The 12,470-nt window shown below is 72.9% G+C and carries 9 protein-coding genes; 3 read left to right on the forward strand and 6 right to left on the reverse strand.

Annotated elements, in window-relative coordinates:
* The first annotated feature begins 182 nt into the window (after window positions 1-182).
* Entirely contained in the window at window positions 183-3,491 is a 3,309-nt protein-coding gene (locus QC283_RS01270; RefSeq protein ID WP_279559407.1) for a S8 family serine peptidase, read from the forward strand.
* A gap of 69 nt (window positions 3,492-3,560) precedes the next feature.
* On the opposite strand, the gene QC283_RS01275 is transcribed toward QC283_RS01270, so the two are convergent.
* Entirely contained in the window at window positions 3,561-4,319 is a 759-nt protein-coding gene (locus tag QC283_RS01275; protein WP_279559408.1) for a hypothetical protein, read from the reverse strand.
* A gap of 1 nt (window position 4,320) precedes the next feature.
* Window positions 4,321-4,857 (reverse strand): RNA polymerase sigma factor, encoded by a 537-nt coding sequence (locus QC283_RS01280; RefSeq protein ID WP_279559409.1) that lies wholly within the window; start codon window positions 4,855-4,857, stop codon window positions 4,321-4,323.
* Between the two features lie 351 nt (window positions 4,858-5,208).
* Here QC283_RS01280 and QC283_RS01285 point away from each other — a divergent pair, with 351 nt between their 5' ends.
* The gene (locus QC283_RS01285) at window positions 5,209-6,225 is read left to right on the forward strand and encodes an aspartate-semialdehyde dehydrogenase (RefSeq protein ID WP_279559410.1); all 1,017 of its coding nucleotides are present in this window, start codon (window positions 5,209-5,211) and stop codon (window positions 6,223-6,225) included.
* A gap of 36 nt (window positions 6,226-6,261) precedes the next feature.
* On the opposite strand, the gene QC283_RS01290 is transcribed toward QC283_RS01285, so the two are convergent.
* On the reverse strand, window positions 6,262-6,744 hold the full coding sequence (locus QC283_RS01290; RefSeq protein WP_279559411.1) for a DUF1203 domain-containing protein: 483 nt from the start codon (window positions 6,742-6,744) through the stop codon (window positions 6,262-6,264).
* Between the two features lie 112 nt (window positions 6,745-6,856).
* On the opposite strand from QC283_RS01290, the gene pepN reads away from it, so the two are divergent.
* Window positions 6,857-9,454, forward strand: coding sequence for an aminopeptidase N (gene pepN, locus QC283_RS01295; RefSeq protein ID WP_279559412.1), 2,598 nt, complete (start codon window positions 6,857-6,859; stop codon window positions 9,452-9,454).
* Window positions 9,455-9,521: 67 nt separating this feature from the next.
* Here pepN and QC283_RS01300 read toward each other — a convergent pair whose 3' ends face one another.
* The 3 genes from QC283_RS01300 to QC283_RS01310 are packed head-to-tail and all read right to left on the reverse strand — an operon-like array spanning window position 9,522 to window position 12,435.
* Entirely contained in the window at window positions 9,522-10,466 is a 945-nt protein-coding gene (locus QC283_RS01300; RefSeq protein WP_279559413.1) for a LysR family transcriptional regulator, read from the reverse strand.
* Window positions 10,467-10,495: 29 nt separating this feature from the next.
* Complete coding sequence (locus tag QC283_RS01305; RefSeq protein ID WP_279559414.1) at window positions 10,496-11,428, reverse strand: DMT family transporter; 933 nt, start codon at window positions 11,426-11,428, stop codon at window positions 10,496-10,498.
* Between the two features lie 44 nt (window positions 11,429-11,472).
* Window positions 11,473-12,435 (reverse strand): EamA family transporter, encoded by a 963-nt coding sequence (locus QC283_RS01310; protein ID WP_279559415.1) that lies wholly within the window; start codon window positions 12,433-12,435, stop codon window positions 11,473-11,475.
* Window positions 12,436-12,470 lie beyond the last annotated feature (35 nt).

Genomic DNA, 12,470 nt, shown 5'->3' on the forward strand with positions numbered 1-12,470 from the left:
GTCCCCGGTGGCGTATGGCGGAAGTACGCCATGGCTCCGTCCCGTCCCGGACAACTCTCCCCAAACAGTGAACCCTTGCGTAAAGCTGAGCGGTCGTCCGGGATCGGATTCCGGACTGCTCCGGCCGGGACCGATCGGACCCGGTCGTTCTCGCACGTTCCCTCACCTACATAGGGATGCCGATGACCCACAGCCCCCAGCGCGAACCGATACCGGGCGCGAGACGCGCGGCCCGCATTGCCGTGGCCACGGGCCTCGTCGCCGCGCTCTGCGCGGTCGGGCCGATACCCGTGGCCCTGGCCGCCGACGGTCCGGGGACGACTCCCCCCGTCGACGCCCCGGCCGACGCCTCCGTCAAGTCCGCGCACGACAAGCTCGGTTCACACGACGCCGACCTGCTCGCCGAGGCGAAGGCCGACGGCACGAAGAACGTCACGATGATGGTCGCCACCGCGCCGGGCGAGACCGAGCAGGTGGCGAAGAAGCTGGACGCGGTCGGCGGCGGCTCGGTCGGCCGGACCTATGACGAGCTCGGCTACGTCCGCGCCACCGTCCCCACCGACAAGGCGGACTCGGCCATCGCCGCCGCCACGAAGCTCTCCTCCGTGCACGGCATCGACCTGCGCGACGAGATCCCGCTGGACGACCCGACGCCGGGCGCGGACCGGGCGAAGGGCGCCGAGCACCACAAGGGCCGCTCCTACCCCGCGCCGGACCGCCGCACCCCCGCCGAGAACCCGTACAACCCGTCCTTCGAGACGGGCGCCGTCGACTTCGTGAAGAAGTACCCGAAGGCGGACGGCCGCGGCATCACCATCGGCGTCCTCGACTCGGGCGTCGACCTCGCCCACCCGGCGCTGCAGAAGACCACCACCGGCGAGCGCAAGATCGTCGACTGGGTCACGGCCACCGACCCGGTCGTCGACGGCGACCGGACCTGGCGCCCGATGACCACCTCCGTCTCCGGGCCCACCTTCACCTACGGCGGCGAGACGTGGACGGCGCCCGCCGGCTCGTACCGGGTGAGCACCTTCCTGGAGTCGTACACCACCGGCGGTGACGCCGGGGGCGACGCCAACCGGGACGGTGACACCACCGACTCCTGGGGCGTCCTCTACGACGCGCAGGCCGGCACGGTCCGCGTCGACCTGAACGACAACCACGACTTCGCCGACGACACCCCGATGAAGCCCTACAAGGACGGCTTCCAGATCGGGTACTTCGGCACCGACGACCCGAAGACGGACGTGGCCGAGCGCCAGCCGTTCGTCGTCGAGATCCGCGAGGACGTCGTCCACAACGGGGCCGGCGCCAAGGCCGACTTCGTCAACATCGGCGTCATCGAGGGCTCGCACGGCACGCATGTGGCCGGACTCGCCGCCGCCAACGGCCTGTTCGGCGGCCGGATGGACGGTGCCGCGCCCGGCGCGAAAATCGTCTCGTCCCGTGCCTGCACCTGGAGCGGCGGCTGCACCAACGTCGCGCTCACCGAGGGCATGTTCGACCTCGTCGTCAACCGCGGCGTCGACATCGTCAACATGTCGATCGGCGGTCTGCCCGCGCTCAACGACGGCAACAACGCGCGCGCCGAGCTGTACACGCGGCTCATCGACACCTACGGCGTCCAGCTGGTGATCTCCGCGGGCAACTCCGGCCCCGGCGCCAACACCATCGGCGACCCGTCGCTGGCGGACAAGGTGATCTCCGTCGGCGCGTCCATCTCCCGCGAGACCTGGGCCGCCAACTACGGCTCCGCGGTGAAGACCAAGTACGCGATGATGCCGTTCTCCTCGCGCGGCCCGCGTGAGGACGGCGGCTTCACGCCGACGCTCACCGCGCCCGGCGCGGCGGTCAACACCATCCAGACCTGGGTGCCCGGCTCCCCGGTCCCGGAGGCGGGCTACGACCTCCCCGCCGGCTACGGCATGCTCCAGGGCACCTCGATGGCGTCCCCGCAGGCCGCCGGCGCCTCCGCGCTGCTGCTGTCGGCGGCCGAGCAGGCGGACATCGACCTCACCCCGGCGAAGCTGCGCACGGCGCTGACCTCCACCGCCGACCACATCAAGGGCGCGCAGGCCTACGAGCAGGGCGCGGGCCTCATCAACATCCCCGACGCCTGGCGATCGATCCGCAAGGGCGCCACCGCCCACGAGTACACCGTCGAGGCGCCGGTCGACACCGCCATCGACCAGTTCCTGAAGACCCCGGGCCACGGCACCGGCCTCTACGACCGCGAGGGCGGACTGAAGGCCGGGGAGAAGAAGACGTACGAGATCACGCTCACCCGCACCTCCGGCGAGGACCGCGCGATCCGGCACGAGCTGCACTTCGAGAACAACGCCGGGCGCACCTTCCGGATCGTCGGCTCCGACGAGGTGCGGCTGCCGCTGAACGAGCCGGTGACCGTCAAGGTGCAGGCCGAGCCGCGCTCCGAGGGCATCAAGAGCGCGATCCTGGAGGTCGACGACCCGCGCACCGAGGGCACCGACAAGCTGGTCCTGACCACGGTCGTGGCCTCGGCCCCGCTGGAGTACGACTTCTCCGCCAAGGACTCCGTGCAGCGCAACGACACCGAGTCGTACTTCGTGACCGTCCCCGAGGGCGCGAAGGCGCTGGAGGTGGCGATGAGCGGGCTGAAGGACGGCAGCCAGACCCGGTTCATCGCCATCCACCCCTACGGCGTCCCGGTCGACAACACGTCCACGCCGTACTGCTACAACAACTACCTCGACGGCAACGGCTGCCGGCCCGACGTGCGCGCGTACGCCGACCCGCAGCCCGGCGTCTGGGAGATCGAGGTCGAGTCGCGGCGCACCTCGCCGCTGCTGGACAACCCGTACAAGCTGGACGTCACCGTGCTCGGCGCCACCTTCGACCCGGAGGTCGTGACCGTGCCGGAGGCCGAGGTGGGCACCCCGGCCTCCGCCTCCTGGAAGGTGACGAACCAGTACGGCCCGATCGAGGGCAAGCTGGTCGGCGGCCCGCTCGGCTCGGCCGAGACGTCCCGCCCGTCGATCGAGCAGGGCGCGACGGCCACGTCCACGGTCGAGGTTCCCGAGGGCGCCACGTCGCTCGACGTGGCCATCGGGGGCGTCTCCGACGCGGCCTCCGACCTGGACCTGACGGTCTACGACAAGGACGGCAACGTCGTCGGCCAGTCCGCCGACGGCGACTCGGAGGAGTCGGTCTCGGTGCCGAAGCCGGCCGCCGGTGCCTACACCGTCGAGGTCGTGGGCTACTCGGTGCCGTCGGGCACCACGGAGTACGACTACCGGGACGTGTACTTCGCCGCGTCCCTCGGCTCGGTCACCGTGGACGGCTCGGCTCCGGTCGAGCTCGGCACGGGCGACTCGGCGACGGTCTCCGGCAGCGTCACGGCGCTGGCCGCCGCTCCGGAGGGCCGTGAGTTCTTCGGCCGGGTCCAGCTGGTGAACGCCCACGGCACGGCCGCGGGCCTCGGCAGCGTACGGATCGGCACGGTCGTGCCGTAGTCCGGTGCGGTACGCGGGAGGGGCGGGCGCTCCGCGGGGCGCCCGCCCCTTCGGCTTGCTCCGGACAGGTCAGTCGCAGGTGAGGGTGCGGGCCTCGGGCAGGGACGCCGTGATCCAGGCGCGTTCGGTGGCGACGGCCTCCTCGCCGGTGATCACCGTGTCCGGCGTGTTCCCGTACCGGGGGACGCCGATCAGCGCGTGGTCGCCCACGGCGAGCCGGGCGGTGGTGTCGTCCAGGACGAACGTGACCGGCTCGCCGCCCCGTTCCGGCCGTTCCTCCGGCTTGAAGGAGCGGGTCACGTCGAGGGTGATCCGGTGCCGCCCGGTCCCCGGCACCGGCTCGGCGCCGGTCACCGTGCCCTCGGCCACCAGACGGGCGCAGGCGAGGTAGCGGGGGCTGCCGAAGGCGGCACCGCCGGCCTCGGCGGAGTCCGCCTCCTTGTCCCCGACCGCGGCGCTCCCGCTCGCCGTGTCCTCGGCGGCCCCGCTTCCGCTCCGCACCACCAGCCAGCCGAGGCCCGTCACCAGCGCGGCGGCACACGCCGCCGCGAGGGCGCCGAAGGCGAGGGCGAGCGGACGGCGCCGGGGGCGGCGGGGGCCGGGGCGGTGCACAGGTTCGGCCGCGGCGGGGGCCCGGCGCTCCGCGGGCGGCTCGCCCAGCGACCGCCCGATGATCCCCAGCTGCTCCCGCAGCAGCTCCACGTCGGCCGCCGCCGACCGGTACTCGGCTTCGGCGCCCGTGTCCGCGCCCGCCCCGGGCGGCAGCGGCTCGCCCATGATCGCGGCCATCAGCGCGTCGTGCCCACCGGGATGCTGTTCGGCGGCCATCTCACACCACCTCGTCCTCGTGCAGGCGGGCCCGCAGCGCCCGTACCGCCGTGTGCAGCCTGCTCTTGACCGTGCCCTCGGGAATGCCGAGCTCCTCGGCGATGCCGCGCACCGGCAGGTCGGCGTAGAAACGCAGGACGAGGACCTGACGCTGGGCGTCGGGCAGCTCGTCCAGGCCCTGGGCCACGGCGAGGGAGAGCAGGCTGGTCTCCTCACCGGAGGGCTGCTCCAACTGGCGCAGCGCGGCCAGGCGCTCGCCGAGCCGGTCCTGGCGGCGCCTGGCCCGGTGCCAGTCCATGGCCAGGTTGGAGGCGACGACCGCCGCCCACGCGGACACGTCGCGCGGCGCCTCCCGTCCGCTCGCCGTCCGCTCCAGCAGCCGCAGGCGGACCTGCTGCACCCCGTCCGGCAGGTCCGCCTGCGGGACCCCGCCCAGCGCGAGCACCGCCCGCACCCGGCGTTCCTGGGCCGCGTCCAGAGGGTCGTCGAGTACGCCGTCCCTCTGCCCGCGGCGGGCCTTTCTGCGCAGCACAGCCACCCCTCCCCCAGCCACGTTTCCCCTAGGACGCCGGCGGGGCCCGAAACGTTCGCCCCACCGGCGACCCCCCGGGGCGAGGCGTACGTCACATCGTCGTGTGGGGAGGGAAAGGATGGGCAGGGGCCGGAACAGCACAGCTTGCGGCGCGGCGCCCGGTGGAGATGAATTCCTGCAGCTCAGCAGGGGTTTCCAGCAAAGGACCGCGCCCGCTGTACGAGCCGCCGCGTCCCAGGGTGCGGGCATCCCGCGCAAAGAAGTGGACAGGCGGGCCGGACTTCGCCCCATGATGGAAAAGTCTCGGCCGAGCAAAGCGCGCGTGAAGACACGCGCACAAACGGAGAAGGAGTCACCGTGAGGGTCGGAATCGTCGGAGCCACCGGTCAGGTCGGCACGGTCATGCGCAGGATCCTCACGGAGCGCGACTTCCCCGTCACCGAGCTGCGCCTGTTCGCCTCGGCCCGCAGCGCCGGCAAGGAGCTGGACGGTGTGACGGTGGAGGACGCGGCCACCGCCGACTACTCGGGCCTGGACATCGTGCTGTTCTCCGCGGGCGGCGCCACCTCGAAGGCGCTGGCCGAGAAGGTCGCCTCCCAGGGCCCTGTCGTGATCGACAACTCCTCCGCCTGGCGCCGTGACCCCGAGGTCCCGCTGGTCGTCTCCGAGGTGAACCCGCACGCGATCGCCGACCGCCCCAAGGGCATCATCGCCAACCCGAACTGCACGACGATGGCCGCCATGCCGGTCCTGCGTCCGCTGCACGCGGAGGCGGGTCTCGAGGCGCTGGTCGTCGCCACCTACCAGGCCGTGTCCGGTTCCGGCGTGGCCGGCGTGGACGAGCTGTTCGAGCAGGTCCAGAAGGTGGGCGCGGACGCGCCGAAGCTCGCCCACGACGGTTCGGCGGTGGAGTTCCCGAAGCCGGAGAAGTACGTGGCGCCGATCGCGTACAACGTGCTGCCGCTGGCCGGTTCCATCGTGGACGACGGTCTGCACGAGACGGACGAGGAGCAGAAGCTCCGCAACGAGTCCCGCAAGATCCTGGAGGTCCCGGAGCTGAAGGTGTCCGGCACCTGCGTGCGCGTGCCCGTCTTCAGCGGGCACTCCCTCCAGATCAACGCCCGCTTCGCCCGCCCGATCAGTGTGGAGCGCGCCAAGGAGCTGCTGGCCGGCGCCCCCGGCGTCGCGCTCACCGAGGTGCCGACCCCGCTGGAGGCGGCCGGCCAGGACCCGTCGTACGTGGGCCGCATCCGCCGGGACGAGACCGTGGACAACGGCCTCGCGCTGTTCGTCTCCAACGACAACCTGCGCAAGGGCGCGGCCCTGAACGCGGTGCAGATCGCGGAGCTGGTGGCGGCGGAGCTGAAGGGCTAGTCGCGCCTCACCTCGTAGAGGACACAGCCGTGACCTCTACGAGGAAGCAGCCGTGACCTCGTAGAGGAAGCAGCCGTACTCGACGGCCCGGACGTGGACGAACGCCACGGCCGGGTCGTCGAACGCTTCCCGGAGGGCGGGTGGGAAGGCGTCGGCGCTCTCGACCAGCCGCCCGCCCAGGATGCGCCCGTCGGCCGAGTAGCGGCGCAGGACGCGGTGCGAGTTCGTGAAGGCGAGGCCGTCCGCCTCCGGTCCCGCGCACTCCTCGGCGTGGACGAAGACCGGCCCCCGTTCGTCGTACGCGCCCGGGTCGGCGCCCGTCCGGGCGGCCCGGCGCCGCAGCGGGGCGTAGGAGACGAGGGCGATCCTCTCCCCCGGGCGGCTGCGGCGCAGGCAGCAGCGCAGCGGGGCGCCGCCCTCGTCGTCGGTCAGCGGGGCGGGCACGCGGCCCGCGTCGTCGGTGGAGCGCAGTTCCTTCAGGGCGGCCTGCGGTATCGGCCGTGCGATGTAGTGCTGCATGGTCCAAGGCTCGCGCCCGTCCGGCCCGCGCACCGGCGGGAAACGGACATCGCGTTGGGTACGGGCCACGTGGAAGGATGGCGCAACCCACACATAACGAGGAGATGACCGCGTGCCTGGCACAAACCTGACTCGCGAAGAGGCGCGGCAGCGGGCGACGCTGCTGACCGTTGACTCGTACGAGATCGATCTCGACCTCACCGGCGCGCAGGAGGGCGGCACCTACCGGTCCGTGACCACGGTGCGCTTCGACGTCGCGGACACCGGCGACGGGAGCGGCGGCGAGTCCTTCATCGACTTGGTCGCGCCGACGGTCCACGAGGTGACGCTGAACGGCGACTCCCTCGACGCCGCCGAGGTGTTCCAGGACTCCCGCATCGCCCTGCCGGGGCTGCTGCCGGGGCGCAACATCCTGCGCGTGGTCGCCGACTGCGCGTACACCAACACCGGCGAGGGCCTGCACCGGTTCGTCGACCCGGTCGACGACCAGGCCTACCTGTACACGCAGTTCGAGGTGCCGGACGCGCGCCGGGTCTTCGCGAGCTTCGAGCAGCCGGACCTGAAGGCGACCTTCCAGTTCACCGTGAAGGCACCCGAGGGCTGGACGGTCATCTCCAACTCGCCCACCCCGGAGCCCCAGGACAACGTCTGGGTCTTCGAGCCGACCCCGCGCATCTCGTCGTACATCACGGCGCTGATCGTCGGCCCGTACCACGCCGTGCACAGTGTGTACGAGAAGGACGGCCAGTCCGTCCCGCTCGGCATCTACTGCCGCCCCTCGCTCGCCGAGCACCTCGACTCGGACGCCATCTTCGAGGTGACCCGGCAGGGCTTCGAGTGGTTCCAGGAGAAGTTCGACTACCCGTACCCGTTCGCGAAGTACGACCAGCTGTTCGTGCCCGAGTTCAACGCGGGCGCCATGGAGAACGCGGGCGCGGTGACCATCCGCGACCAGTACGTGTTCCGTTCGAAGGTGACGGACGCCGCGTACGAGGTGCGGGCCGCCACGATCCTGCACGAGCTGGCGCACATGTGGTTCGGCGACCTGGTCACCATGGAGTGGTGGAACGACCTGTGGCTGAACGAGTCGTTCGCCACCTACGCGGAGGCCGCCTGCCAGGCCGACGCGCCCGGCTCGAAGTGGCCGCACTCGTGGACGACGTTCGCCAACCAGATGAAGACCTGGGCGTACCGGCAGGACCAGCTGCCGTCCACGCACCCGATCATGGCGGACATCAGCGACCTGGACGACGTGCTCGTCAACTTCGACGGCATCACGTACGCCAAGGGCGCCTCGGTGCTCAAGCAGCTCGTGGCGTACGTCGGTGAGGACGCGTTCTTCACGGGCGTGCAGGCGTACTTCAAGCGGCACGCGTTCGGCAACACGCGCCTGTCCGACCTGCTGGGCGCCCTGGAGGAGACCTCCGGCCGCGACCTGAAGACCTGGTCGAAGGCGTGGCTGGAGACGGCCGGCATCAACGTCCTGCGCCCGGTGATCGAGACAGACGGCGAGAACGGGGCGGGCGTCATCACCTCCTTCGCCATCCGCCAGGAGGCCCCCGCCCTGCCCGTCGGCGCGAAGGGCGAGCCCACCCTGCGCCCGCACCGCATCGCGATCGGCGCCTACGACCTCGACGCGAACGGCAAGCTGGTGCGCGGCGACCGCGTCGAGCTGGACGTGGACGGCGAGCTGACGGCCGTACCGCAGCTGGTCGGCAAGCCCCGTCCGGCGGTGCTGCTGCTCAACGACGACGACCTGTCGTACGCGAAGGTCCGCCTCGACGAGCAGTCCCTCGCCGTCGTCACCGAACACCTGGGCGACTTCACCGAGTCGCTGCCGCGTGCCCTGTGCTGGGCGTCGGCCTGGGACATGACCCGGGACGCGGAACTCGCGACCCGCGACTACCTCTCCCTGGTGCTGTCGGGCATCGGCAAGGAGTCCGACATCGGCGTGGTGCAGTCGCTGCACCGCCAGGTGAAGCTGGCCATCGACCAGTACGCCGCCCCGACCGCCCGCGAGGCGCTGCTCACCCGCTGGACGGAGGCCACGCTGGCCCATCTGCGGGCCGCCGAGGCGGGCAGCGACCACCAGCTGGCGTGGGCGCGCGCGTTCGCGGCGACGGCCAGGACGCCGGAGCAGCTGGACCTGCTGGACGCGCTGCTGGACGGCACGACGACGATCGAGGGTCTGGCCGTCGACACCGAGCTGCGCTGGACGTTCGTGCAGCGGCTCGCGGCCGTGGGCCGGTTCGGCGGGTCGGAGATCGCGGGCGAGTACGAGCGGGACAGGACCGCCGCCGGTGAGCGGCACGCCGCCACCGCGCGGGCCGCCCGTCCGACCGAGGCGGCCAAGGCGGAGGCCTGGGAGTCGGTCGTGGAGTCCGACAAGCTGCCGAACGCCGTGCAGGAGGCGGTCATCGCCGGCTTCGTCCAGACCGACCAGCGTGAGCTGCTGGCGCCGTACACGGAGCGGTACTTCGAGGCGCTCAAGGGTGCCTGGGAGTCCCGTTCGCACGAGATGGCCCAGCAGATCGCGGTCGGTTTGTACCCGGCGGTGCAGGTGTCCCAGGAGACCCTGGACCGCACGGACGCCTGGCTGTCCTCCGCCGAGCCGAACGCGGCCCTGCGGCGGCTGGTCTCGGAGTCCCGCTCGGGCGTCGAGCGCGCGCTGAGGGCGCAGGCGGCGGACGCGGCGGCCTCCGGCGAGTAGGCGCCACGTCTCCAGGGGGCGTCCGGTGCTCGTCGCACCGGGCGCCCCCTCCCTTTCCCCGGCGGGGTCAGGCCGGGGCCTGCCCGGCGCGCGGGGCGGGCCCCGGGCCGGCGGAGGCGGGGGTCGCGGCCGTCCGCAGGGCGTCCAGTACCCGCCCCACCGCCGCGCTCTCCTCGGCCCCCCTGCGCACCGCGCCGACCACGTGCCGCACCGGGCGGTCCGCCCGCAGCTCACGCATGACGACCCCGTCCCGCGGTACGGCCGCCATGCGCGGCACCAGGGCCACGCCCATGCCCGCCTCGACCATCGCGAGGATCGCCGTCCAGCCGGTCGCCGCGTGGCCCTGGTGGGGCCTGAACCCGGCCGTCTCACAGGCTCCGCGTGTGATGTCGGACCAGGGCCCGCTGCCCCCGAAGATCCACGGTTCGGCGGCGAGGTCGGCCAGCCGCAGCCCGTCCGCGCGGGCCAGCGGGTGGTCGCAGGGCAGGGCGACGTCCAGCGGGTCGGCGAGGAGCGGGACGCGGGTGAAGCGCGGGTCGACGGCGCTCGGCGCCTGCGCGGCCAGCGACAGCGCGAGGTCCACCTCCCCGGCGGCCAGCAGCTCGTACGCCTCCTGCGCCTCGGCCTCCCGCACCCGCACCGCGATCCCGGGGTGCGTCACCCGCAGCGCGGTCACGGCGGGTACGACGAGGGCGGGTACGGCGGTGGAGAAGGCGCCGACCCGCACCTCACCGGCGTCCCCGCGGACGTGGGCCGCCAGCTCGGCGTCGGCCCGTTCCAGTTGCTCGAACACCGCTTCGGCGTGCCGCAGCACCAGGCGGGCCGCGTCCGTCAGCCGGACCCGTCTGCCCTGGGCCTGGAGCAGCTCCACCCCGAGCTGCCTGGAGAGGTTCGTCAGCTGTTGCGACACGGCGGACGGCGTCATGCGCAGCGCCTCGGCCGTCGCGGTCACCGTGCCCCGTTCCCGCAGCGTTCGCAGGATCCGCAGCTTGCGGATGTCCCAGTCGGCCATGGCGGCAACCTACCCGCGGGCCGCGCTCCTCACCGACGCGGCCCGGCCCCCGAGGCGGCGCCGAGGACGACGCCGCCGAGGATCAGCGCCATGCACCCGGCCTGCGCCCAGCCGGTCGGCTCGGAGAGCAGGGCCCAGGACAGCAGGGCGACGCACACCGGCTGGAGGTAGTAGACGACGCCGGCCCGGGAGGGGCCGATCAGGGAGATCGCCTTGTTCCAGGCGAAGAAGGCGACCGCGGAGGAGGCGACGCCGACGTAGAGGAGCGGCAGGACATTGCCCGGGGCCGGGCTGAAGCCGCCCTGGACGGCGAGGCTGACGACCTGGGCGGGCAGCAGCAGGACGGTGCCGAACAGGAACGTGGTGAACAGGAACCCCACGCCGTCCAGCCCGGTGGGCCCGCGGCGCAGCAGCGCGCTGTACGACCCGAAGCAGCAGGCGGCGGCGATCATCCACAGGTCACCGGCCGACAACGACGCCCCGCCTTTGACCAGCAGCAACACGCCCGCGCAGGCGATGAGCAGCCCGGCGACCCGGCGGGCGCCGAGCCGTACGCCGCCCGCCCGTTCGAAGACCGCCATCAGCACCGGGGACGCCGCCATGATCATGCCCATGTTGGCGGCGGGGGTCGTGACTCCGGCCTGGTTGACCAGGGTGTTGTAGACGGTCACGCCGAGCAGGGAGGCGAGGAGGACGAAGCCGAGGTGACGCCGGATCAGCGCGCGTTGCCGCCAGGCCCGCCGGGCGCCGAAGGGAGCGACGACGGCGAGCGCCACCACCCAGCGCCAGAAGGCGTGCTGGACGGGGGGCACGCTGTCACCGAGGGCGCGGGAGGTGACGAAGCTGCCGGACCAGACGAGGGTGGCGAGTACGGCGAGCCCGATTCCGAGAGCGACGGGGGCGGCCGGGCCGACGGCGGGAGTGAGCGCGGGGGTGGTGGTCCGGCGGTCGGCTACGGCCACGGAGGTCCTCTCGGCAGGGCGACGATCACGGCGGTTCTACCGGCCTACCGTCGCAGCGCTGGACCCGTCAGGTCCATCGAATCTTTTCGACCTTTCCTTGTAGGAGAACTGAAAGGAGAACTGAAAGGTCCCAGGGGCCCGGCCGCCCGCGCCCGCGGCCCGAGCTGTCCCGCGGCCGTCGCCCCGAACGCCAGCGCCATGCCCGCCAGTTGTACCGGCGTCAGCGCCTCGCCGAGCGCCGCCCAGCCGACGACGGCGGCGGTCAGCGGGGAGAGCGGGCCGAGGAAGGTGACCTGGGTGGCGGAGAGCCGGCCGATACCGCGGAACCAGAGCCAGTACGCCAACGCCGTGTTGGCCAGGGCGAGGTAGAGGTAGCCGCCGACCGCCTGGGCGTCCAGGGCGGGCGGGGCGCCCTCGGCCAGGAGGGCGAGCGGCGCGATGAGCAGGCCGCCGGCGGCCAGTTGCCAGCCGGTGAGCGCGAGCGGGCCGACGCCTTCGGGGCGGCCCCACCGCTTGGTGAGCACGGTGCCGGCCGACATGGAGGCGGTGGACGCGAGGGCCGCCAGCACGCCGAGCGCGTCCAGCGCCCCGGCCGCCTTCAGCACCACCAGGCTGACACCGAACGCGGCGACGACGCCGGCGAGCACGGACCGGGCGGTGGGCCGCTGCCCGAGCAGCAGCGCCGAGAGCCCGACGACGCACAGCGGGCCGACCGAACCGACCGCGGCGGCCGTCCCGCCCGGCAGCCGGTAGGCGGAGAGGAACAGCAGCGGAAAGAAGGCCCCGATGTTCAGCGCGCCCAGCACCGCCGCCTTCCACCACCAGGCGCCGCGCGGCAGCACCCGGGCGAGGGCGAGCAGCAGCAGACCGGCGGGCAGTGCGCGCGTCAGCCCGGTGAACAGGGGCCGGTCGGGCGGCAGGAACTCGGTGGTCACGGCGTAGGTGGTGCCCCAGGAGACGGGCGCGAGGGCGGTGAGCGCGATGAGGGCGGGGCGGCCGGCGGGCATGGCGGGCTCCCTTCCGGGAGACGGAGAAGCGAAGC

It is taken from the genome of Streptomyces sp. DH41, from assembly GCF_029813785.1.
GTDB lineage: Bacteria > Actinomycetota > Actinomycetes > Streptomycetales > Streptomycetaceae > Streptomyces.